At 68.9% G+C, this 21,712-nt stretch carries 21 protein-coding genes; 9 read left to right on the top strand and 12 right to left on the bottom strand.

Features of this window, described 5'->3' with window-relative positions:
* Positions 1-40 precede the first annotated feature (40 nt).
* The 11 genes from NBY65_RS15460 to NBY65_RS15410 all read right to left on the bottom strand — a co-directional run bounded on the left by NBY65_RS15460 (position 41) and on the right by NBY65_RS15410 (position 14,508).
* Positions 41-1,795 carry a hypothetical protein gene (locus NBY65_RS15460; protein WP_150039180.1) on the bottom strand — a complete coding sequence of 585 codons (1,755 nt, stop codon included), beginning with the start codon at positions 1,793-1,795 and terminating at the stop codon, positions 41-43.
* A gap of 38 nt (positions 1,796-1,833) precedes the next feature.
* On the bottom strand, positions 1,834-2,922 hold the full coding sequence (locus NBY65_RS15455; RefSeq protein ID WP_150039179.1) for a protein-glutamate methylesterase/protein-glutamine glutaminase: 1,089 nt from the start codon (positions 2,920-2,922) through the stop codon (positions 1,834-1,836).
* Positions 2,919-3,821: a CheR family methyltransferase gene (locus NBY65_RS15450; protein WP_150039178.1), complete on the bottom strand. Its 903-nt coding sequence runs from the start codon at positions 3,819-3,821 to the stop codon at positions 2,919-2,921. The genes NBY65_RS15455 and NBY65_RS15450 overlap by 4 nt, the downstream gene beginning before the upstream one ends.
* A gap of 104 nt (positions 3,822-3,925) precedes the next feature.
* Positions 3,926-6,043, bottom strand: coding sequence for a HAMP domain-containing methyl-accepting chemotaxis protein (locus tag NBY65_RS15445; protein WP_150039177.1), 2,118 nt, complete (start codon positions 6,041-6,043; stop codon positions 3,926-3,928).
* Positions 6,044-6,052: 9 nt separating this feature from the next.
* Complete coding sequence (locus NBY65_RS15440; RefSeq protein WP_150039176.1) at positions 6,053-6,565, bottom strand: chemotaxis protein CheW; 513 nt, start codon at positions 6,563-6,565, stop codon at positions 6,053-6,055.
* Positions 6,566-6,578: 13 nt separating this feature from the next.
* Positions 6,579-8,795: a HAMP domain-containing methyl-accepting chemotaxis protein gene (locus tag NBY65_RS15435; RefSeq protein WP_150039175.1), complete on the bottom strand. Its 2,217-nt coding sequence runs from the start codon at positions 8,793-8,795 to the stop codon at positions 6,579-6,581.
* Positions 8,796-8,913: 118 nt separating this feature from the next.
* Positions 8,914-11,232, bottom strand: a complete 2,319-nt coding sequence (locus NBY65_RS15430) for a HAMP domain-containing methyl-accepting chemotaxis protein (RefSeq protein WP_150039174.1) — start codon at positions 11,230-11,232, stop codon at positions 8,914-8,916.
* A gap of 72 nt (positions 11,233-11,304) precedes the next feature.
* A complete protein-coding gene (locus tag NBY65_RS15425; protein WP_150039173.1) occupies positions 11,305-11,760 on the bottom strand; it encodes a chemotaxis protein CheW in 456 nt (151 codons plus the stop codon).
* Positions 11,757-13,829, bottom strand: a complete 2,073-nt coding sequence (locus NBY65_RS15420; protein WP_150039172.1) for a chemotaxis protein CheA — start codon at positions 13,827-13,829, stop codon at positions 11,757-11,759. The genes NBY65_RS15425 and NBY65_RS15420 overlap by 4 nt, the downstream gene beginning before the upstream one ends.
* Positions 13,826-14,194 carry a response regulator gene (locus NBY65_RS15415; protein ID WP_150039171.1) on the bottom strand — a complete coding sequence of 123 codons (369 nt, stop codon included), beginning with the start codon at positions 14,192-14,194 and terminating at the stop codon, positions 13,826-13,828. The genes NBY65_RS15420 and NBY65_RS15415 overlap by 4 nt, the downstream gene beginning before the upstream one ends.
* A complete protein-coding gene (locus NBY65_RS15410) occupies positions 14,191-14,508 on the bottom strand; it encodes an STAS domain-containing protein (RefSeq protein WP_162530388.1) in 318 nt (105 codons plus the stop codon). Before NBY65_RS15410 ends, NBY65_RS15415 begins: the two co-directional genes overlap by 4 nt.
* 338 nt (positions 14,509-14,846) lie before the next feature.
* Here NBY65_RS15410 and NBY65_RS15405 point away from each other — a divergent pair, with 338 nt between their 5' ends.
* The 9 genes from NBY65_RS15405 to NBY65_RS15365 all read left to right on the top strand — a co-directional run bounded on the left by NBY65_RS15405 (position 14,847) and on the right by NBY65_RS15365 (position 21,286).
* Positions 14,847-15,131 (top strand): FeoA family protein, encoded by a 285-nt coding sequence (locus tag NBY65_RS15405; protein ID WP_150039169.1) that lies wholly within the window; start codon positions 14,847-14,849, stop codon positions 15,129-15,131.
* A gap of 34 nt (positions 15,132-15,165) precedes the next feature.
* The gene (feoB, locus tag NBY65_RS15400) at positions 15,166-17,055 is read left to right on the top strand and encodes a ferrous iron transport protein B (RefSeq protein WP_150039168.1); all 1,890 of its coding nucleotides are present in this window, start codon (positions 15,166-15,168) and stop codon (positions 17,053-17,055) included.
* Positions 17,056-17,059: 4 nt separating this feature from the next.
* A complete protein-coding gene (locus NBY65_RS15395) occupies positions 17,060-17,248 on the top strand; it encodes a hypothetical protein (protein ID WP_150039167.1) in 189 nt (62 codons plus the stop codon).
* Positions 17,245-17,580, top strand: coding sequence for a cation transporter (locus tag NBY65_RS15390; protein WP_150039166.1), 336 nt, complete (start codon positions 17,245-17,247; stop codon positions 17,578-17,580). The genes NBY65_RS15395 and NBY65_RS15390 overlap by 4 nt, the downstream gene beginning before the upstream one ends.
* A gap of 29 nt (positions 17,581-17,609) precedes the next feature.
* Positions 17,610-17,840, top strand: coding sequence for a hypothetical protein (locus NBY65_RS15385; protein WP_150039165.1), 231 nt, complete (start codon positions 17,610-17,612; stop codon positions 17,838-17,840).
* Positions 17,841-18,029: 189 nt separating this feature from the next.
* Entirely contained in the window at positions 18,030-18,524 is a 495-nt protein-coding gene (locus NBY65_RS15380; RefSeq protein ID WP_150039164.1) for a hypothetical protein, read from the top strand.
* The gene (locus tag NBY65_RS15375) at positions 18,521-20,644 is read left to right on the top strand and encodes a heavy metal translocating P-type ATPase (RefSeq protein WP_150039163.1); all 2,124 of its coding nucleotides are present in this window, start codon (positions 18,521-18,523) and stop codon (positions 20,642-20,644) included. The genes NBY65_RS15380 and NBY65_RS15375 overlap by 4 nt, the downstream gene beginning before the upstream one ends.
* A complete protein-coding gene (locus NBY65_RS15370; protein ID WP_239002663.1) occupies positions 20,641-20,919 on the top strand; it encodes a hypothetical protein in 279 nt (92 codons plus the stop codon). Before NBY65_RS15375 ends, NBY65_RS15370 begins: the two co-directional genes overlap by 4 nt.
* Before the next feature lie 136 nt (positions 20,920-21,055).
* The gene (locus NBY65_RS15365) at positions 21,056-21,286 is read left to right on the top strand and encodes a hypothetical protein (RefSeq protein ID WP_150039162.1); all 231 of its coding nucleotides are present in this window, start codon (positions 21,056-21,058) and stop codon (positions 21,284-21,286) included.
* Positions 21,287-21,381: 95 nt separating this feature from the next.
* Here NBY65_RS15365 and NBY65_RS15360 read toward each other — a convergent pair whose 3' ends face one another.
* A complete protein-coding gene (locus tag NBY65_RS15360) occupies positions 21,382-21,612 on the bottom strand; it encodes a hypothetical protein (RefSeq protein ID WP_150039161.1) in 231 nt (76 codons plus the stop codon).
* Between the last annotated feature and the right edge of the window lie 100 nt (positions 21,613-21,712).

The following is a 21,712-nucleotide window of genomic DNA, read 5'->3' as shown; positions in this document are numbered from 1 at the left end:
CGAGGCGGCATGCCCACTCCGGGCCACGCATAAACCGCGATCAGAACAGCAGGTCGTCGATCTCGGCCGCGGCGGTTGCACCTCCGGCGGCGGCCATGGCCGGCGCGGTCTGGCCGGACAGCGGATCATGGATCTCCCGTTCGCTCGCCATGCTGTAGCGGTCGCGGATCACCCCGAGCAGACGCTCGCTCGCCGCCGCGGCCTTGGCGGGAAGCACGGCCGGCACCGCGCCGACACGCCCCAACTGCTCGGCCGCCGCCTCCATGGCCCGGCGGAATTCCGTATGGATGTCGATGCCACCCGTCGTCTCCTGCAGCAGGGCGGTCAGGCGGCCTCCGTCTTCCCGCAGCATTCCCAGCGCCGCCCCAAGTTCCGAACACACCCCTTCCAGGATTCGCAACGCCTCCCCCATGCGCTGGTCGAGCTCCGCCAGCGTGGTCGCGTTCTGCGCCGTCGCCACCTGCCCCACCGCCGCCGCTTCACCCTGCACGCTGCGGATGCCGGTGATCACGTCCTGCGCCTGCCGCACCGTCTCCCCCGCGGCACCGTTCAGTTCCTCGGCGATGACTTTCAGCGCCTGCCCGTCCGTGCCAAGCCGCCCGCAGATCAGCACCGTGTTGAGGCCAGCGAGGCGCATGTCGGTTTCGATCAGCTCGACCGCACCGGCCTGGCCAAGCAATTCCTTCAGCACGCCGGCGGCTTCCGTGGCCACGGCATCGAATTCCGCCCGGCTGCTGCCGCAAAGCCGCATCAACTGTTCGGCATGGGTGATCTCGGTCCCAAGCTGCTGCAGGAACGCATCCTCCCCGGCGTCGCCACTGGCATAGAGACCGGTGCTGGAACGGACCAGATCCACGACATCGACGGCAAGCCGCTCCAGCGCACCGATCACGCGCCGCAGCTCCGCGTCGAAATCATCGACCGTGCTACGCAACTGCGCCTGCTGCAGGCGGCAGATCGAGGCCGCCACCATGCCCTGCTCCTCCGGGGTGAGCCCGGCCTGCCAGTTCGCCGCCGCCGTCCCTTCCCCGCCGGCAGGATCCACCAGGAAGCCGATCGCTTCGACGAGATGGTCGACGCGCTGGCGGGTGCGGTCGCCGATCTGCAGGGCCATCACCGCGGTTCCGACCTGCTCGCCGATACGCCGCGAGCGCACGGTGATGTCGCCCGCGGCCGTGGCCATGTTGGCGCGCCGCGTGTCCACCGCCGTGACCGCAGTCCCCAGCCGCTCCGCCACCTGATGCAGCCGCTGCAGGTTCTCCCGCTCGAAGCGCGTGTGCCCTTCATGGGCCTGGCGCACCAGAGTGGTCAGACGGCGGTGGCCGGTGGCGAAGTTCTCCACGGTCTGGCGCGTGGTGCCGGCCAGCTCGCTGACCTCGCCGGTGAAGACCGACAGCTCGACCTGCTGGTTGTGGATATAGGCCGCGGCGATGCGGGCATTCACCACCAGCACCTCGATCACCTTGACCGTGGTGCGCATGCGGGTGATCCGCCCGCTCATGTCCTCGAGCGAAGCGGCCAGTTGCTCGAGATGCCGGCGCTCGGCCGGGATCTGCCCGGCCATCGCGGCAATATGCGCGGCGGTGCGGGTCAGGTCCGCCATCGCCTCCGCCACGTCCGGCCGGTCGAACCCGAGGCGCACCGCTTCGAAGGCGGCAGTCAGCCGTCCGAGCACCTCCACCGCCGTGCAAAGCTGCGAACCGATCCGGCCGACCCGCTCCTCCAGCATCTCTCCCGGCGCCCGCAGCAGGTCCATCAGCGCTCGCAGGTCGTCCTGCAACCCCGTCTCGATCATGTCAGCGGTCACCCCGATCGCGAATCAGCACCGGCCGCTCACCAGTGGCGCACGCGCTGGATCTCTCCGGCGAGCCCCCCGAGCGGCATCACCTTGGTCGCCGCGCCCAGCTCGATCGCCTTCTTCGGCATCCCGAACACGATGCAGCTCTCTTCGTCCTGCGCGATCGTGAGCGCGCCTTCGTTCTTCATCTCCAGCAGCCCGCTGGCGCCGTCATCGCCCATGCCGGTCATGATGATGCCGATCGCATTCTTGCCGGCGCAATGCGCGGCCGAGCGGAACAGCACGTTGACCGAAGGCCGGTGACGGGAAACCAGCGGCCCATCCTTCACTTCCACGTAGTAGCGGGCACCGCTGCGCCGCAGCAGCATGTGGCGGTTGCCCGGCGCGATCAGCACGCGCCCGGGCAGCACCGTATCGCCATCCGTCGCTTCCTTCACTTCCACCTCGCACAGGCTGTCGAGCCGGCGGGCAAAGGTCGCGGTGAAGCGCTCGGGCATGTGCTGCACGACCACCACGCCGGGGGCGGAGGCGGGCAACGCCTCCAGCACCTCGCGCAACGATTCCGTCCCGCCCGTGGAGGCACCGATACACACCACCCGCTCGGTGGTGCGGGCCATCGCGCCGGCCGCGCCGGGCGGGGGCAGCATGACATCGGCATTGAGCTTCGGGCGCGCCGCCGCGGCAGGCGAATGCACCGGGCGCTGGCGCAGGCGCGCCTGGGCCGCCGCCCGCACCGCGTCGCAGACCATGGCGCGGGATTCCAGCAGGAACTGACGCGTGCCGACGCGCGGCTTGGTGATCACGTCCACCGCCCCGGCCGCCAGCGCGTCCGCACCGGTCTCCGAGCCCTCCTCCGTCAGCGAGGAGCAGACGACCACCGGGATCGGGCGCTGCGCCATGATCTTGCGCAGGAAGGTCAGCCCGTCCATCCGCGGCATCTCGATGTCGAGGATGATCACGTCGGGAACCTCGTGCTGGATGCGCGAGGCGGCGACGAAGGGATCGGACGCCGTGGCCATCACCTCGATGCCCGGCTCGCCGGTCAGCAGCTCGGTGATCGTCTGCCGGACCGCCGCCGAATCGTCCACGATCAGCACGCGGATGGCACCCTTGTCGCTGGTCATGCCGCTTCGCTCCGTTCTGCAGGCTCGTACAGGAAGATCGTCGGGGAAACCTGATGCAGGCATGCGTGGTAGCTGCCGACGGCCGCCTCGGAATGGCCGAGGATCAGGTAGCCGCCCGGCCGCAGATGCTCGCACAGCCGCCCGATAACCGCCTGCTGCGTCGGTCTGTCGAAGTAGATCAGCACATTCCGGCAGAAGATGATGTCCTGGTCTCGATCCACGGCGTAGCTGGCATCCATCAGGTTGAGCCGCTGGTAGCGCACGATCCGCCGCAGCTCCGGCACGATCCGCACCGTCCGGCGCTCGGGATCGCGGGCGTGCATGACATAGCGCCGCAGCATGGGCGGCGGCACCGGCTCCATCATGTCCTCGGGATAGATCGCCAGCGCCGCCTGCCGCAGCGCGTCGGTCGAAATATCGGTGCCCAGGATGGAGAATTGCAGGGCGTTGTGCATCCGCAGGCGCAGCTCGGACATCACCATGGCGATCGTGTACGGCTCGGCACCGGTCGAACTGGCCGAGCTCCAGATCTTCAGCATCTTTCCCGGCCGCCGGGCCAGCAGATGCGGAACCGCCTCGTTCTGCAGGAAGGTGAAGTGATCCGGTTCGCGGAAGAAGTCGGTCTTGTTCGTGGTCATGGCATCGATGAGATGCACGAATTCATCATCGGGCATGCCGGCATGGACGAAGGTATCGAAATACGCATTGATGCTGGCAAGCCCGTGCGCGCGCACGCGCCGCCGCAGCCGCCCCTCGACCATGGTTTTCTTGGCAGGCGGCAGGCGGATGCCGGCGTGATCTTCCACCAGCGTGGCAAGCTGGCGAAACTGCTGGTCGCTCAGCAGATCCTCGGCCGGAAGGGGGGCAAGAGCGTGCGGGCGAAGGGACGAACGGCGCATTCCGTGGATCCGGGCTTTCGATAATGCCTTGCGAACGAAGCGGGATGGGGGCCCGGCCGGCCAGGGGCGACGGCCGGGCCAGCGCCCCCGGGCGCGGATCGCGCTCAGCGCCGGTGGAACTCCTCATCCAGGCTGTCTTCCTCGGCCCCCGTCATGGCAAGCGCGAAGCCCGGCCCTGGCTTGGCGACCTTGCCCTCGCCGGGGCGGACCCGGGCGACCGGCGCCGCGCCTTTCCCCGTCCCCTGCGCGCGGGTCACCTGCACCGCCGCCTGGGTCCGGCGGACGATGGCCGAACGCCGCGTCTGGGGTGCGTAGGACGGCGCCGCCGCTCCCCCCTTCGATTGCAGCCGGAAGAAGGCGATGGCACCACGCAACTGTTCAGCCTGGGTGGCGAGGGTCTCCGAGGTGGCGGAGATCTCCTCCGACGCCGCGGCGTTCTGCTGGATCACCTTGTCGAGCTGCTGCAGCGCCTGGTTGATCTGCTCGGCACCGACATCCTGTTCGCGGCAGGCGGCGGTGATCTCTTCCACCAGGTCGGCGGTGCGCCGGATGTCCGGTACCAGTCGCACCAGCATCGTCCCCGCATCGTTGGCCGCCTTCACCGTCTCGCTGGACAGCGTGCCGATCTCGATTGCGGCGCCCTGGCTGCGCTCGGCCAGTTTCCGCACCTCGGAGGCAACCACGGCGAAGCCCTTGCCATGCTCGCCCGCGCGCGCCGCCTCCACCGCCGCGTTCAGCGCCAGCAGGTCGGTCTGCCGCGCGATCTCCTGCACGATGGTGATCTTCTGTGCGATGGTCTGCATCGCCTCCACCGCCCGTTGCACCGCCTCGCCGCTCGCCTGTGCATCCTTCGCCGATTGCGTGGCGATCTTCTGCGTCTGCCCGGCGTTCTCGGCGTTCTGCTTGATGTTGGCGGCCATCTGCTCCATCGAGGACGACGCCTCCTCGGCCGAGGACGCCTGTTCGGTGGAGCCCTGCGCCAGTTGCTCGGCCGAGGAGGACAGTTCCTGGCTGCCGGCCGAGACGCTGGCGGCGGCCGTGTTCACCTCGCCGAGCACGTCGCGCAGGCGCGTCGTCATCTCGTCCAGATGGCCGAGCACCTCGCCGATCTCGTCGCTGGAGCTGGAGGTGACGTTGCGGGTCAGGTCGCCCTCGGCCACGGCCTTGGTCAGATCGCGCGCCTGCCCCAGGCTCCGCCCGATGCCACGGCTGATCAGCCATGCCGCGACCAGGGCCAGCACCAGGCTGGCTGCCAAGACGGCAATCAACTGCATCCGTGCCATTTCATACTGCTGGCCGGCATCAGCCTGCGTCTCCGCCAGGCGGGTGCGCGCCGTGGCGAAGTAGTCACTGATGATGCCCTCGAGTTCGCCGATCAGCCGCGCGCTGTCGCCGCGCGAGAGCGCCGTGGCCTGGGCATTGCCGGCCTCGCGCCGCGTCGCGATCGCCCGGTCAGCCAGCTTCACCAGGGCATCGTACCGCGTCACCACCAACGCCGCGGCAGGAAGATCGCCGAGAGCACCGGCGCTGCGCACCAGCGCCTGGGCCTCACGCTGCAGGGTGGTGGACCGGGCGACCACGTCGCGGCTCTCCTGCTCGATGGCCTGCACGGTGTCGGCCAGGCCGACTTGCTGCACATCACCCCAGTACCCGGCCACGCTCGCCTGGAAGCGCGTGGTGGCAAGCAGGGCCTGGGCCCGCGCCTCTCCCGCCGGCAGCCGGTTGATCGCGGTGCCGAGTTCCTCCAGGGCGGTGTTCAGCCCCTCCAGCACCGGCTGCCCCTCGCGCATGATGATATCGCGGGTCCGCCCGTAGGAGCGCAGCCGTGCCAGCGAATAGATCTTCTCCTGCACCTGCACGTAGCGATCATAGGTCCCCTGGAATTTCTCCAGCGCGCGCCGTCCGCCCTCGGAGGTGCTGGCATAGATCTCCTGCTCGGCGCGCAGCATGGCGGCATTGGCGCCACGCAGCTTCTCCATGGCCTGGTCGATCTCCTCCTCGGAAGCCGCGAGCAGGATGTCGCGCTGATTGCGGACGGAATCCTTGAGCGCCGCGCGCACGTCGACCGCCAGCATCATTCGTCGCATCGTGCCGTTGGCAATGAGGTCGATGGCGTCGTTCAGCGTGCCCAGCTTCAGATAGGCGACGGTGCCCGCCAGCAGCGACATGGCAATGATGAGGCCAAAGGCGAGGGCGAGCTTGAGCTTGATCGTAAGGCGCATGGCGTTCTGCTACTTTTCTGACAGGTTCTCTTGCAGGCTGTTCCGGAGGTCCGTGGGGATGGCGGCAGTGGTGAAGGTGAGATCAGCGGCCTCGATCAGCTTCGTCACGTCGAGGATGATGACGAATCCGCCCCGCCGCCGGCCCACGCCAGCAACGCAGGCAGAGCGCCAGTGCGGCCCGACATCCGGCACCGCCTCGACCTCACCGCGGTCGAGGTCCGTGACCTCGAAGACACGATCGGCAACCAGGCCGATCTGCAGGATGGCGGTCCCGCAGCTCAGCCGCAGCACCAGGATGCGCGTGCTCGCCGTCGCCGCCGCCGGCGGCAGGCCGAGGCGGCAGCGCAGGTCAATGACCGGAATGCTGCGCCCGCGCACGTCGATCAGCCCGAGCAGGCTGGCCGGCGTATGCGGCAGGCGCGAGACCTCACGCATGTCCAGGATTTCCTCGACACAGGCGACAGGGATGCCGAAGGTGTCCCGCTCGATGCCGAGGGTGACGTATTGGACGTTGCTGCTCATGGCATGATCCCGCTCAGGTCCGGCCGGAGGAGCGATGGCGCCGGAACTCGCCGTCGAGCGCATCCTCGTCATCCGCCATGCCGAGGGTGAAGCCGTTCTCGGCCGCCGGCGCCGCACTCACCTTGGCCCTGGCCTTGCCGGTTGCCGAAGCGGTGGACGTACGGGCGCGCGAGGGCGCAGGGGGGGATGCCGCATGGCGTGCGCGGGCGGGCGCCGGCGCGGAAGGGCGCGCCATTTCATTGTTGGTGCGGAAGAAGGAAATGGTGGTCTGCAGTTGCTCGGCCTGGGTGGCCAGCGTCTCGGAAGTAGCCGAAATCTCCTCCGACGCGGCGGCGTTCTGCTGGATCACCTTGTCGAGCTGTTGCAGCGCCTGGTTGATCTGCTCGGCGCCGACATCCTGTTCGCGGCAGGCAGCGGTGATCTCTTCCACCAGCTCGGCGGTCCGCCGGATGTCCGGCACCAGCCGTGCCAGCATCGCCCCCGCCTCGGTCGCCGCCTTCACCGTCTCGCCGGACAGCGTGCCGATCTCGACCGCGGCGCTCTGGCTGCGCTCGGCCAGCTTGCGCACCTCGGAGGCAACCACGGCGAAGCCCTTGCCGTGCTCGCCCGCGCGCGCCGCCTCCACCGCCGCGTTCAGCGCCAGCAGGTCGGTCTGTCGCGCGATCTCCTGCACGATGGTGATCTTCTGCGCGATGGTCTGCATCGCCTCCACCGCCCGGTGCACCGCCTCGCCGCTCGTCTGCGCATCCTTCGCCGACTGCGTGGCGATCTTCTGCGTCTGCCCGGCATTCTCGGCATTCTGCTTGATGTTGGCGGCCATCTGCTCCATCGAGGAGGATGCTTCCTCGGCCGAGGAAGCCTGTTCGGTGGAGCCCTGCGCCAACTGCTCGGCACCGGAAGACAGTTCCTGGCTGCCGCTGGTGACGTTGCGGGCGGCATCGTTCGCCTCCGTCACCACCGCGCGCAGTCGCGCCAGCATGGTCTCGAGCGCGATGCCAAGTGCGTCCTTCTCCGACAGGCGCTTCGCCTCGACGGTGAGATTGCCGGCGGCGATCGCCTCGGCCAGCTTCGCCGTGGACTGCAGGTTCGCGGTCATGCGGTTGAGGGCATCGACGAGATCGCGGATCTCGTCATGCGTGGTGACGCTCACCTGCTGCGACAGGTCGCCGGTCGCCACCGCGTCGGCAAGGCCGGTGGCACGGGAAAGGCCGCGGCTGATGCCAATGCAGATCCACAACGCAGCCCCCAGTGCCAGCGCGGTGCTGACGCCCAGCACCGCCAGCAGCACCGCGCGCGCCCGTTCGTACTGCATAGACGACTCGGCGATCGCAGTGGCCGTGGTCTGCTGGATATAATCGACATAGCTGGTCACTGCCTTGTCGAGATCCTTCTCCGCCTGCACTCCTTCTCCCAGCAGCAGGGCAGATGCCTGGATATTGCCTCCTTCGGCGGCGATCGCGGCGACCCGTGTCCCCACGCTCTGCCATTGACCGAATGGCTCGGCCAAGACATCCGTCACGCCGATATCGGACAGGGTTTTGGAAAGGGCTGCCTTGCGCTGGCGCAGTGCCTCGGTGGTATCGGCGAGAGCACGACTCCGACGCTCAAGCCCTTGCATGGAGCCGGAAAGGATCAGGGCGCGAAGATCGCTCCAGTAGCTTTCAGCGTCGCCGCGCAGCTGCGCGGTCGCCAGCATCGCCTGGCCACGCAGATCGCCTGTTGGTGCCTTCTCGATTGCCCGCAACTGTGCAATGAATGCCTGACGCACCGCCTCGTGGGTCTTCTGGCCGTCATTGAGCAGCATTGCATTGGCGCGATCATTGGAATTCATCCGCGCGAATTTGTAGGCTGCCCCGAGTATGTCCGCATATCGGGCAAGCGGACCATCGGTTGCCTCCAGTCGCCGCCGACCATCGGGGCTTGCCGTGGACAGGATCTCATCCTTGGTCTGCCGCAGCTGCCCGAGTCCCTGGCGTGCCAACTCGCCGAGGCGTTCGGTCTCTTCCTGGCTGGTCGCGAGAATCATGGCCCTGAGGTCCCGCGACGACCTGGCCAGTTGAATCTGCATCTGGTAGGCGAGCGCCCGCCGCGCCTGCCTGCCATTGACGATGCTGTCGAGCGTCGCATTGAGCTCGGCAAGGCTCGAGTAAGCGACAGCACCGGCGATGATCGACATCGCGATCATGAGACCGAAGGAAAGGATCAGCTTGAGCTTGATGGTGAACCGCATCGGTCCTGTTCTTTGTCTGGCGGTGGCGTTCGGGCGATCGTGGCGAAGCCTTTCCCCGCCGCCCCCGTGGTCTTAGGCGATGGGCCGGTCCATGTCGGGACGGCCGCTCATGGCAGTTTCAGCCATGAGAAGAAGATGTGTAGCGCCGGAAGTCTCCGTCGAGCCTGTCCTCGTCCTCGGCCATGCCAAGGGTGAACCCGGCCTTCCTGGAGTTGGCGCCATGCTTCTTCCCCGCCCGGGGCGTCGGCACGGGGGGAGCGGGCCGCCGTCCCCGCGAGGGAACTGCCGCTGCCGCCGCCGCATGGTCGGCATGGGCGTGCGTGGTTTCCGCGTCGGTGCGGAAGAAGGCGATCGTGCCCTGCAACTGCTCGGCCTGGGCCGCCAGAGTCTCGGATGTGGCGGAAATCTCTTCCGACGCGGCGGCGTTCTGCTGGATCACCTTGTCGAGCTGCTGCAGCGCCTGGTTGATCTGCGTGGCGCCGACATCCTGTTCGTGACAGGCGGCGGTGATTTCCTCCACCAGGTCGGCGGTGCGCCGGATGTCAGGCACCAGCCGCGCCAGCATCGCCCCGGCGTCGGTCGCCGCCTTCACCGTGTCGGTGGAAAGCGTGCCGATCTCGACCGCGGCGGCCTGACTGCGCTCGGCCAGCTTGCGCACCTCGGAAGCGACCACGGCGAAGCCCTTGCCATGCTCACCCGCGCGTGCCGCTTCGACCGCCGCGTTCAGCGCCAGCAGGTCGGTCTGGCGCGCGATCTCCTGCACGATGGTGATCTTCTGCGCGATGGTCTGCATCGCCTCCACCGCCCGCTGCACCGCCTCGCCGCTCGCCTGCGCGTCCTTGGCCGACTGCACCGCAATCTTCTCGGTCTGCCCGGCATTCTCGGCGTTCTGCTTGATGTTCGCTGCCATCTGCTCCATCGAGGACGACGCCTCCTCGGCCGAGGCCGCCTGCTCGGTGGAACCCTGCGCCAACTGCTCGGCCGAGGATGACAGTTCCTGGCTGCCGGAGGCGACGCCCTGCGCCGTCTCGTTGGCATCGGCGACGATCGCCTGCAGGCGGTTCAGCATGGTCTCGAGCGCGGTGCCCAGGACATCGCGATCGGACAGGCGGCTCGCCTGCACCGTCAGGTCGCCCTCCGCGATCGCCTCGGCCAGTGTCGCGGTGTGGCGCAGATTGGCGATCATGCGGTTCAGCGCGATGCCGAGCGCATCCTTCTCCGAAAGCAGCTTCGCCTCGACGGCAAGATCGCCTTCCGCGATCGCCTCAGCCAGCTTCGCGGTGGCTTGCAGGTTGCCGGTCATGCGGTTCAACGCAGTGACCAGATCCTGGATCTCGTCATTGCCGCTGACGCTCACCTGCCGTGACAGGTCCCCTTGCGCCACCGCATTGGCGAGGCCGGTAGCCCGGGAAAGCCCGCGGCTGATGCCGATGCAGATCCACAGTGCCGCGCCCATTGCCAGCGCGGTGCAGAACCCGAGCACGGTGAGCAGCACCATCCGTGCGTGTTCGTATTCGTCCGCTGCCCGGACGGTCGCCGCGCCCATCAGCTCCCGGGCGAAGTTGACATAACCCATGACGATCTTGTTGAGCTCGACTTCCGCCCGTGTCAGGTCGCCGGATTGCAGGGTGTTGGCCTGGATGGTGCCGCCCTCGGCGGCGATCGTCGCCGCGCGCATGACCAGGCCGTACCATGGACCGAAGGCCGCGTTGACCATGTCGGGGATGCCGATGCCGCCGAGTTGCTGGCCGAGTGCGACTATCTGTCGGCGCAGCGCCTCGCTGGTCTCCACAAGGGCACGGTTGCGCCGTTCGAGTTCGGGCATGGAGGAGGCCAGCACCATGGCTCGCAGATCGCTGCGGAAGCTCTCGATGTCGCCCCGCAGCCGCATGAGCGCGAGCATCGCCTGGCTGCGCGGCTCTCCGGTGGGCAGCCTGCCGAGCGCCTGCATCTGGCCATCGATCGCCCGGTGCAGGGCATCGTAGTCCTTCACGCCGTCACCGATCAGCAGGGCATTGGCGCGCTCATTGGAATTGAGCCGCGCGAAGCTGATCACCTTCTCCTGCAGCTCGCCGTAGCGGGCAATGGCGGCATCGATCCCGTCCAGCCGCCGCCGGCCTTCCGGGGTGACGGTGGCGAAGATCTGCTCCTTGATCTGGCGCACCCGGTCGAAGCCCTGCCGCACCGCCTCGCCGAGACGCTCGGTTTCTTCCTGGGAGGGCGCGAGGATCATGGACTTGAGATCACGCGAGGCCAGCAGCAACTGGGTCTGCATGTCGCGCGCCAGTGACCGCCGTTCACCGAAGCCGTTCACCACCGTTTCGAAGGAGGAGTTCAGATTCGTGAGGCTGGAATAGGCGAAGCCTCCGGCGATGATCGACATGACGATCACGAGTCCGAAGGCGAGGATCAGCTTGAACTTGATGGTGAGCCGCATCGGGCGTGTTCCGGATCTGTCGTGGCAGTCTGCGGGTCGCGGCGCAGCGCGCTGCCACCCCTTCGGGAAGGCTCAGGTGAACAGGCGGTCCATGTCGGGGACGATGACGAAGCCGTCGCGGTGCTTGCCGATGAAGCGGATGAATTCCGGCCGCCAGTGCATGCCGACCGGCGGCGGCTTTTCCAGCGAGGCTGCCGAGATCTCGGTTACCTCGTGCACCTTGTCGGCCAGCATGCCGACGATGGTGGGATCGCCGCCAAGATCGATCTCGATGACGACGATGCGGGTGTCGACGGTGGAGCGGATCGCCTCCATGCCGAAGCGCAGCCGCAGATCGACCAGCGGCACCACCTTGCCGCGCACGTTCACCACGCCGCCGACGAAGCCGCGGGCGCCGGGCACCTCGGTGACCGGCACCGGGTCGAGGATCTCGCGCACGATCGCGGCCTCGACGGCGAAGATCTCGTCGCCCAGGCCCAGCATGAGCACCTGCAGCGGCGTGGTGGGCTCGGGGGATGCCATGGTCATGCCGCCTCCATCTGCGCGGCGCGCAACCGCTCCTCGCGCTGCTGGCCGGTTTCGACCAGATGCGGGATGTCCAGGATCAGCGCGACGGTGCCGTCGCCCAGGATGGTCGCGCCGGAGAAATGCCCGATGCCGGCATGCAGCTTCGAGAGCGACTTGATGACGGTCTGGTGGCTGCCGACGATCTGGTCGACCAGCAGCCCGACGCGCAGGTCACCCGCCGACACCACCACCACCTTCTGGAACGGGTCGGGCGGCGTCTGCACCGCGAAGATGTCGCGCAGGCGCAGGAACGGCACCAGCTCGCCGCGGATGTTGAGGAAACTGCGGCCGCGGGAACGGGTTTCATCGGCCGAGGGCAGCTCGACGCATTCCTCCACCGCCGAGAGCGGCAAGGCGTAGGTGCCGCGCCCGACCCGCACCAGCAGTCCCTCGATGATCGCCAGCGTCAGCGGCAGGCGCAGCGTGACCTCGGTGCCCTGCCCCGGCCGGCTGACCAGGTCGATCGCGCCGCGCAGGGCCTCGATCGTCTGCTTCACCACGTCCATGCCCACGCCCCGCCCGGAGACGGCCGAGATCTCCTTCGCGGTGGAGAAGCCGGGATGGAAGATGAACTGGAACAGTTCGGAATCGGGCGGATTTTCGGTGGTGAGCAGTCCCTGCTCACGACATTTCGCAAGGATCCGTTCGCGATCCAGCCCGCGCCCGTCATCGGCGAGCGAGACCAGCACCTCGGCCCCGGCATGGCGCGCGGTCAGCCGCACCTGCCCCCCGGCCGGCTTGCCCGCGGCGATGCGGGCCGGCGGCGCTTCCAGGCCGTGGTCGATGGCGTTGCGGATCAGGTGGACCAGCGGGTCGGCGAGCCGCTCGATCATGGTCTTGTCGAGCTCGGTCTCCTCGCCGGACGTGACCAGCTCCACCTGCTTGCCCAGGTCACGCGAGAGGTCGTGCACGACCCGGCGGAAGCGGCCAAACAACGAACCGATCGGCACCATGCGGATGCCCATCGTGGTGTCGCGCAGGCCGCTGGCGAGGCGCTCGATCTCCTCGGCGACGGATTTGAGGTTGGCGTCCCCGAGCACGCCGGCAAGCTGGGACAGCCGGGCCTGGGTGATCACCAGTTCGCCGACGCGGTCCATCAGCTCGTCCAGTCGTTCGGCCGGGACGCGCAGGCTGGTGGAGCCGGGCTTGGCGGCCTCGCGGGCCGGCGCGGCCTCGCGCGGGGCGGGGGATGCGGGCGTGGCTCGGGCGGGGGCCGGCGCGGCGGGCGGCGGCGCCGTGGCCGCCGGGACCCCGGCGGGCGCAACCTCGACGGGCGGGGCGGCGGATGGCGGCGCGACGGTGTCGGGCTCGACCCGTTCGATGCTCAGCGTCATGTCGTCGATGACGAAGATGAACACGTCGTCGATTGCCGAGCGCGGGTGGGTGGTGGTGAGCACCACCTCCCAGTGCAGATAGCAGGCCTCCGCATCCAGGTCGTCGAGGGGCGGCACCTCGTCGATCAGGGCGGTGACGACGCACTCGCCCAGCGTGCGCAGCTCGTCCAGCAGCAGCAGCGGGTTGGTGCCATTGGTGAGAGCGTTTCGTGGCAACCTTATGTGCAGGCGCCAGGTCGTGCCCGCCGGCGGCGCGGCCGGCACGGGGGGCGGGCTGGCCGGGGCGGCCTCACCTCCCGCCGGGACAATGGCAGGCGCGCCCCCCGGCGCGACAATGGCCTGCAGGTCCCGCAGGATGGCTTCGCCGGCCGCCGCGTCGGCCTGCTCGGGGGCCTGGATCAGGGTGCGGATGTGATCCTTGGCCAGCAGGGCAACGGCGATCAGCTCGTGGCTGGTCTGCGCCTTCCCTTTTCGCAAGCGATCGAACGCGGTTTCGAAATCATGGGTGAAGACCGCCACCGGCTCGAAGCCGAACATGGCCCCCGAGCCCTTGATGGTGTGCAGCGCCCGGAAGGCGGAATCGAGCGGCTCGTGATTGGTCGGATCCTGTTCGAGGTCGAGCAACGCCTGCTCGAGTTGTTCCAGGAGCTCGGCGGCTTCCTGGCGGAAGGTCTCGGACGGATCCGGCGCATTCATGGGCCCAGTACCTTTCTGATGACCGCCACCAGCTGCTCCTGCTGGAACGGCTTGACGATCCAGCCGGTGGCGCCGGCTTCCTTGGCCTGCTGCTTGATCCCGGCATCGGATTCGGTGGTCAGGAAGACGATGGGCAGGCCGCGCCCCACCGGCAGCTTGCGGGCCTCGCGGATGAAGGTCAGGCCGTCCATCACCGGCATGTTGAGGTCGGTCACCACCATCTGCACACCGGAGGCCTGAAGTTTCGCAAGACCTTCGGCACCATTCGCGGCTTCGATGACCTGGTACCCGGCCGAGGAAAGCGTCAGTCGCACCATCTGGCGCATGCTGGCGGAATCGTCGACGGCAAGAATTGTCTTTGTCACGGGGCGCTCTTTCCGATCGATGCCTTGTCGAACGACAAAACATCACTGCTGAAACTGCCGGGCAGACCGGCACGTTCCATAAGGTTTCGAACAATCAACTGAAAACGACCCGAAATTGTAAGCAATCGATCCTGTTGCTTTGCAAGAATGTGGGTCGCTATCAATATCTGGACAAAACTTATATCGGTTTCGCTATCAGCCGCACAATCGATTTCTATCGCACGATGCTGACCCAGAGCTTCGAGGATTCGCCCACGAATCGGATCCGCCGTCCCGATCGTCAATGGCCCGTCCAGGCAGATCACAGCCGGCATGGGTGCCCCAGCGTCAGACACGTCTCTTCGTCCCCTGGCTCTGACCATCGACGCGCGATGCGACGAAATCGGGTGTTTCCGTGATCGCACCCCCGGCAGTCGGCCCAGAGCGTGACCATCTTTCGCGCGGACATGTAGCACGCACAGGTTGTATGGAAAAGGAGTTTCGCACGCCAAATGGCCCACCGATCGCACACGCCATTACCGCACCTACGGGACGGGGCGCGCGATCTGTCCGGGTGGTTGGAGTTGAAAATAAGATCTATTCGCATTATGGCAGGCAGCAACATTCCGCTGCCGCGGACAAGCCCGCCGACCGGACAGGAGTCGCAGACACCATGCCCAGCTCTCCCGCGCCCCGCGTGCCCACCAGCCTCGCCGACCTGCGCAAGGGCCAGCGCGCCAGCGTGACCGCGCTCGACGAGACCGGTGTCGCCACCCCCTTCGCCGCCGGCCAGTTGGAGCGGCGGCTGATCGAGATGGGCCTGGTGGAGGGCGCGCAGCTCGAGGTGATGCACGAAGGCTTCCCGGGCCACGACCCCATCGCCGTGCGGGTGGACGAGCACGTGCTGGCGCTGCGCCGCAACGAGGCCCGCGCGGTGCGCATCGCCCCGCTCGCCTGACCGCCCCGCCCCCTTTCAGCAGGATCGATCCGCCATGTCCGCCACCACCGCGCTGGTCGGCGCGCCACGCATTGCCCTCGTCGGCAATCCCAATTGCGGCAAGACCGCGCTGTTCAACGCCCTTACCGGCAGCCGCCAGAAAGTGGCGAACTATCCCGGCGTGACCGTGGAGCGGAAGGTCGGGCAACTGGTCAGCCCCGGCGGCCGCCGCGTGCAGGTGGTGGACCTGCCCGGCACCTATTCGCTCACCGCCCACAGCCCCGACCAGGCGGTCACCCGCGACGTCGTGCTCGGCCGCTTCACCCATGAAGCCCCGCCCGACGTGGTGGTGTTCGTCGCCGATGCCACCAATCTGCGGCTCAATCTCAGCCTCGCGCTGGAACTGAAGCGGCTCGGCCGGCCGCTGATCGTGGCGCTGAACATGATGGACATGGCAGAGCGGCGTGGCTGCCGCATCGACACGGCGGCGCTCTCGGCCGCGCTCGGGGTGCCGGTGGTGCCGACGGTGGCAATCCGCCGCGACGGCATCGCCGACCTGCTGGCGCAGATCGACACGCTGGCGCCGGCGCTGCGCCAGCAGGCCGGCGGCTGCGACTGGGTCGAGCCCGGGCCGGTCGAGCTGCGCGGCTTCCGCCGCGAAATCGACCGCATCCTGGCAGACGCCCTGCGCGAGCCGGGCCGCCCGCCGGAGCTGACGCGGCGGGTGGACCGGGTGCTGCTGCACCCGCTGGCCGGCATGCTGGCGCTGCTGACGGTGCTGTTCCTGGTGTTCCAGGCGGTGTTCGCCTGGGCGGCGGCGCCGATGGACCTGATCGACGCCGGCATGAGCGGGCTGCAGGCCCATGTCGGCGCGGCCATGGCGGACGGCCCGCTGAAAAGCCTGATCGTGGACGGCGTGATCGCGGGCGTGGGCAGCGTGGTGATCTTCCTGCCGCAGATCCTGATCCTGTTCCTGTTCATCCAGATCCTGGAAGCCTCCGGCTACATGGCGCGCGCCGCCTTCCTGCTGGACCGGCTGATGGGCGGGGTCGGGTTGCACGGCCGCGCCTTCATCCCGCTGCTCTCCAGCTTCGCCTGCGCCATCCCCGGCATCATGGCCGCGCGCACCATCGAGAACCGCGCCGACCGGCTGGCCACCATCATGATCGCGCCACTGATGACCTGCTCGGCGCGGCTGCCGGTCTACACCCTGCTGATCGCCGCCTTCATCCCCGCCGAAACCGTGCTGGGCGGCTTCGTCGGCCTGCAGGGGCTGGTGATGTTCGCGCTGTACGCGGCCGGCATCCTGGCGGCGCTGGCGGTGGCCTTCGTGCTCAAGCGCACCACCCTGCGCGGCGCGCGCGAGCCGCTGCTGATGGAACTGCCCGCCTATCGCTGGCCCAACCCACGCGACGTGCTGCTCGGCCTGCTTGAACGCGCCCGGATCTTCCTGGTGCGCGCCGGCACGATCATCTTCGCCATCATGGTGCTGCTGTGGTTCCTGGCCTCCTATCCGGTGCCACCGGACGGCGCCACCGGCCCGGCCATCGACTACAGCTTCGCCGGGCAGATCGGCAAGGCACTGGCACCGCTGCTCGCCCCGATCGGCTTCACCTGGCAGATCGCCATCGCCCTGGTGCCCGGCATGGCGGCACGGGAAGTGGCGGTGGCGGCGCTCGGCACCGTCTACGCGCTCAGCGAGACCGGCGACGCCCTGGAAGCATCGCTGGCCAGCACCCTCGCCGCCGACTGGAGCCTGCCCACCGCGCTCGCCCTGCTCGCCTGGTTCGTGTTCGCCCCGCAATGCATCTCCACGCTGGGGGTGGTGCGGCGCGAGACCAATTCCTGGCTGTGGCCGCTGGCGATGTTCACCTACCTGCTGGCACTGGCGTACGCGGCGTCCTTCGTCACCTTCCGCGTCGCCACCGCGCTGCTGGGGGGCTGAGCCGATGTGGCAGGAACTCGTCGTCCTGGTGCTGGTGAGCGCGGCAGTCGGCTGGATCCTCTGGTCGATGCTGCTGCCACGCGCGGTGACCGACCGGCTGCGCCGGCTGGCCGGACGCCCGCCGGCCCAACGCGGCTGCGGCTGCTCCGGCTGCGGCGGAGATGGGGGCGGCAAGTCGGGGTGCTGTTCGTGAGCCTGCCGGCCGAAGACCTCGCGGCCCTGCTGGCGGCACGACGGTATATCACCATCGCCCACCACATCCCCGGCCGCATCCGGCTGCGCTTCGACCCGCTGCCGCTGAGCCGCGCCATGGGCGGACGCACCGAACGGCTGCGCCCCCTGCTCGGGCGCATCCGCGGCATCGCCGGCATCGACCTCAACCTGCCCGCCCGCAGCCTGGTCGTCGCCTACGACCCGGCCGTGCTGGCACCGGCCACCTGGGAACGCCTGCTCACCCTCGCAGCCGGCGAGGCCGCCGGGCTGCTCGACCGCCTGCAGGCGGCGGAACCCGGCACAGCCATCTGAGCGCCGGCACATCGAATCAAGGAGGCAACATGTCGCATCCCCCCTACCCCTATCCGTATCCCCCCGGCACGCCGGGATACGGGCCGCATTACGACGCCCCTCATCCGGCTTCGCCCTACCACGCCCTGCTGTCCCAGTTGCCCGCCCTCGGCGGCCGCGGCTTCTGGGTGGGGGCCGCGATCGGGGCGGCGGCGGTGATGCTGCTGCAGTCGCGCCCGGCGGCGCCGGCGCGGGACGACGGCACCGCCAGCCAGGGCTGATCCGGGGCGCTGCCCCGGACCCTGCCAGGAGGCTTTGCCTCCTGGACCTCCACCAAGGGCCACAGGCCCTTGGATCCCATTCTGTGCCGCGCAGCGCGAATTGGGGTGCAGGGGTCCCCTGACCCCTGCCGGGTCAAGGGCGGAGCCCTTGCCTTCCCCTGACGTGACGTGCCGAGGAGACCCATCACCGTGACCGATCCACATCCGCAGGCCACCGCACCAGGACCCGACGAGGCGCAGGGACAGCCTTGGCCCGGCGGCGCCTACCCGCCGCCGCCCCCGCCCTATGGCTGGTATGGCCCGCCCCCCGGCCAGTGGCATGCGCCGCATGGCCATCCCGCCGGTTACCCCCACTGGCATCCTGGCACCGCCCCGGGCTGGTATCCGCCGCCGGGCTACGGCCCCGCGCCGGCCGTCGATCCCAGCCGGGCCGGTGGCCCCGCCACTCCCTGGCACCATGGCCAGCACCATGACCTGCTCACCGGCATGCTGGTCGGTGCCGCCGCGGCTGCGTTGCTGAGCAACGAGGCGGTGCAGCGCACCCTGATCCGCAGCCTGGTCTCGGCCTGGGCCGGCGTGCAGGGCGGGCTCGAGGAGGTGAAGGAGCGTTTCCGCGACGCGGAGGCGGAGCTGCGCCAGACGGCCGGCATGCCCCCCACCGACGGCACGCCGCCGCAGCGATGACCCACCCCGTGCCATGCCGCATCCTCCATGAAACCCCGCTGCGGCTGCGTCTGCGCCCCGGCGGCCTCGACCTCGCCCGGGTCGAGGCCGGGGCGCTGGCGTCGCGGATCGAGGCCGTCCCCGGCGTCGACGGCGTGCGCGTCAATGCGCGCGCCGGCTGCGTCGTGGTCGAGCATGACGGACGGCGTGGCACGCGGGAGCGGGTGCTGCGGACCCTGGCGGGGCTGCGCGCCGCCGACCTGCCGCCACCGGACGGCACCGAGGCGGCGGAGGCCTCGCCCGGCCCGCTGGTCTTCACCGGCGCCGCCGCGCTGGCCTCGCTGCTGCTGCCGCCGCCGCTGCGACTGGCGCTGACGCTGGCCAGCATCGCCCCGACCCTGGCGCGGGGGGCGCGCGTGCTGGCCCGGCGCGGCGTGAAGGTGGAAGTGCTGGACGCGCTGTCGATCGGCCTTGCCGCGGCGCGGCAGGATTATTTCACCGCCTGCGCCACCCAGTTCCTGCTGGAACTGTCTGAATACATCGAGGCCTCGACCCGGCGCCGCTCCGATGCGCTGATCCGCCGCCTGTTGCGCCCCAACCCGGACACCGCGATGGTCGAGCGCGACGGCGAGGTGATAACGCTCGCTTTCGCCCTGCTGGTCGAAGGCGACCGCGTGCATGTCCAGGCCGGCGAGATGATCCCGGTGGACGGGCGCGTGCTGGCCGGCGGCGCCACCGTCAACCAGTCCTCGGTCACCGGCGAGAGCCTGCCCATTCCGAAGGAGGCCGACGACCCGGTGCTGTCGGGCACGGTGGTCGAGGAAGGCCGGCTGGTCATCCTCGCCGAGCGGGTCGGCGAGGCCACCACCACCGCGCGCATCAGCCGCTTCATCCAGGAAGCGCTGAACAGGCGCGGCGACATCCAGCGCGTGGCCGAGGACCTGGCCGACCGACGCGTCTGGATCAGCCTCGGCTCCGGGGCGCTGGTGTTCGCGCTGACGCGGGATACGCGACGGCTCGCCTCGATGTTCCTGGTCGATTATTCCTGTGCGCTCAAGCTGGGCGCGGCGGTCGCGGTGAAGTCGGCGCTGTACCAAAGCGCCCGGCGCGGCATCCTGCTGAAGGGCGGCCCGGCGCTGGAGGCGCTGGCCGGCATCGACACCGTGGTGTTCGACAAGACCGGCACGCTGACGCATGGGCGGCTGGTGGTGACCGACGTGCTGGTGTTCGACCCGGAGTCCTGGCCGCGCGAGCGCTTCCTCGCCACCATCGCCTCGGTCGCCGAGCATTCCACCCATCCCGTCGCCGCCGCCGTGGTCGGGCTCGCCCGCGCCGAGGGCATGCACCACATCGGCCACGAAGAGGTCGATTTCGTCATCGGCCATGGCCTGACCACGCGGGTCGAGGCCGGCACGCTGCATATCGGCAGCCGCCATTACCTGGTCGACCACGAGCGCGTGGCCTTCGCCCAGTACACCCCGTTGCTCGACGGCTACGAGGCCGAGGGCAAGACGGTGCTGCATGTCGCGCTCGATGGCCGGCCGCTTGGCGTCATCGCCCTGCGCGACCGCCGCCGCGCCGAGGCGGCGGAGACGCTGGCGGCGCTGCGCCGGCTCGGGGTGCGGCGGCTGGTGATGGTCACCGGCGACCGGCGCGAGAGCGCGCATCACATCGCCGACGGGCTCGGCCTGGACGAGATCATCTGCGAGGCCGACCCGGAGCAGAAGGCCGCGGTGCTGCAGGAGTTGAAGCAGCATGGCCACAAGGTGGCCTATGTCGGGGATGGCGTGAACGACGGCCCAGCGCTGATGACGGCGCATCTCGGCATCGCCATGCCACGCGCGAGCGACATCGCCCGCGCCACCGCCGACATGGTGCTGCTGGAAGACCGGCTGGAAGCGCTGGTCGAGGCGATGGGCGTCGCCCGCGCCACCATGGCGACGATCCGCCGCAACTTCGCCGCCGCGGTCGGGGTGAACACCGCGATCATGGGGGGGGCGTCGCTCGGCGTGCTGCCGCCGGTGCTGTCCTCGCTGCTGCACAACGGCACCACCATCGCCCTGCTCGCCGATGCGATGGCCGGCGACGGGCAGCGCGCCCCCGGCACTCTTCCCAGGATCACCAAGGAACCGATCGCATGAGCACGACGCAGACCACGCTCCCCGCCGTCCCGGCTGCCGCGGAGCGGGAGGTGGATACCAGTCTCGAACGCCTGCGCCGCCACCGCAACGACGCCAAGAATGCCATGGTGGTTTCCATGGGGGCGCTGGTGCTGACCGGCTATCTCATGGATCATGGGGGGCGGAATTACCGCCACGCCGCCCGCGTGGCACATCTTGCCGCCGGGGTGGCGCTGCTCGGGACGGCCTACTGGCACCACACGCTTTATCTGCCCGGTGCCGCCGGCCGCCGCTGACCGTGGCGCATGAAAAACCATGTGAGCAAGCGCACTATTAACGCCTGTCCCGCCAGAAAACCTCCGCGTTCACGTGCTTATAACAGCGAAAACATCGACTTCCGGTAATCGCCGGCGCTCGTTTCCGGAGGCTCCCATGCCCAGCCCATTGCAACTGAGCACTGAACTGGAACGCGCCCTGGCCTGCATCGACCGGACCTCGAACGACGTCGCCCTGCCGGGCAAGACCCGCTGGCAATTGCTGTTGTGCCGGGACGCCATCGTCAACGTCCTGCGCAAGGTGGACGAACTGCCGACCACGTTCCGCCCCGGGGAGCCGCCGCGCCGCCGCGGCAACGGTGCCCCCCACCCGGCCGGGCTCGGCTGAAGCCGCGCGCGGCGACCGGCGCATCAGCCGGTCGCCGGAGCACGCCTCGAGCGCAACCGCAGGGCGGATCAGCGCGGCGCCATCCGCGCAGGTCTTCAATCGAGGGTGGCAATCTTCCCACCGGCCCGACGGATCAGTTCATCAATATCCTTTACATGATGGCCAGCATCGATAATGCCCTGATTCGCCAGGGTTATGATCGAACGAGACTCGCCTGTGTTTTCGTAAGATACGATACTGTCTATATTGATGCGATATGGCTTCTGTTCATTCCTGCGCTTTGGCGAATTCTCGTCGTACTGAAATACCAGGATGAAGTTTCCCATTTCACCTGCCCTCCATCAAAGACAGCCCATTCCGCCCCGGCGCGGCGTGGTCATCCCGGGCTTGGGATCCTGCCATGAAACCGGCAGGAAGGCATGCACC

Origin of the sequence: Rhodovastum atsumiense (assembly GCF_937425535.1) — a bacterium.
Classification (GTDB): Bacteria; Pseudomonadota; Alphaproteobacteria; order Acetobacterales; family Acetobacteraceae; genus Rhodovastum; species Rhodovastum atsumiense.
The sequence above is the reverse complement of the archived record's forward strand: the minus strand, read 5'-3'. Positions and strand labels throughout refer to the sequence as shown.

What these genes read in the sequence shown, in the direction of transcription:
- NBY65_RS15460 (WP_150039180.1), bottom strand. Translation starts at nt 1,795, where the DNA reads ATGATCGAGACGGGGTTGCAGGACGACCTGCGAGCGCTGATGGACCTG.
- NBY65_RS15455 (WP_150039179.1), bottom strand. Translation starts at nt 2,922, where the DNA reads ATGACCAGCGACAAGGGTGCCATCCGCGTGCTGATCGTGGACGATTCG.
- NBY65_RS15450 (WP_150039178.1), bottom strand. Translation starts at nt 3,821, where the DNA reads ATGCGCCGTTCGTCCCTTCGCCCGCACGCTCTTGCCCCCCTTCCGGCC.
- NBY65_RS15445 (WP_150039177.1), bottom strand. Translation starts at nt 6,043, where the DNA reads ATGCGCCTTACGATCAAGCTCAAGCTCGCCCTCGCCTTTGGCCTCATC.
- NBY65_RS15440 (WP_150039176.1), bottom strand. Translation starts at nt 6,565, where the DNA reads ATGAGCAGCAACGTCCAATACGTCACCCTCGGCATCGAGCGGGACACC.
- NBY65_RS15435 (WP_150039175.1), bottom strand. Translation starts at nt 8,795, where the DNA reads ATGCGGTTCACCATCAAGCTCAAGCTGATCCTTTCCTTCGGTCTCATG.
- NBY65_RS15430 (WP_150039174.1), bottom strand. Translation starts at nt 11,232, where the DNA reads ATGCGGCTCACCATCAAGTTCAAGCTGATCCTCGCCTTCGGACTCGTG.
- NBY65_RS15425 (WP_150039173.1), bottom strand. Translation starts at nt 11,760, where the DNA reads ATGACCATGGCATCCCCCGAGCCCACCACGCCGCTGCAGGTGCTCATG.
- NBY65_RS15420 (WP_150039172.1), bottom strand. Translation starts at nt 13,829, where the DNA reads ATGAATGCGCCGGATCCGTCCGAGACCTTCCGCCAGGAAGCCGCCGAG.
- NBY65_RS15410 (WP_162530388.1), bottom strand. Translation starts at nt 14,508, where the DNA reads ATGCCGGCTGTGATCTGCCTGGACGGGCCATTGACGATCGGGACGGCG.
- NBY65_RS15405 (WP_150039169.1), top strand. Translation starts at nt 14,847, where the DNA reads ATGCCCAGCTCTCCCGCGCCCCGCGTGCCCACCAGCCTCGCCGACCTG.
- feoB (WP_150039168.1), top strand. Translation starts at nt 15,166, where the DNA reads ATGTCCGCCACCACCGCGCTGGTCGGCGCGCCACGCATTGCCCTCGTC.
- NBY65_RS15395 (WP_150039167.1), top strand. Translation starts at nt 17,060, where the DNA reads ATGTGGCAGGAACTCGTCGTCCTGGTGCTGGTGAGCGCGGCAGTCGGC.
- NBY65_RS15385 (WP_150039165.1), top strand. Translation starts at nt 17,610, where the DNA reads ATGTCGCATCCCCCCTACCCCTATCCGTATCCCCCCGGCACGCCGGGA.
- NBY65_RS15375 (WP_150039163.1), top strand. Translation starts at nt 18,521, where the DNA reads ATGACCCACCCCGTGCCATGCCGCATCCTCCATGAAACCCCGCTGCGG.
- NBY65_RS15370 (WP_239002663.1), top strand. Translation starts at nt 20,641, where the DNA reads ATGAGCACGACGCAGACCACGCTCCCCGCCGTCCCGGCTGCCGCGGAG.
- NBY65_RS15365 (WP_150039162.1), top strand. Translation starts at nt 21,056, where the DNA reads ATGCCCAGCCCATTGCAACTGAGCACTGAACTGGAACGCGCCCTGGCC.
- NBY65_RS15360 (WP_150039161.1), bottom strand. Translation starts at nt 21,612, where the DNA reads ATGGGAAACTTCATCCTGGTATTTCAGTACGACGAGAATTCGCCAAAG.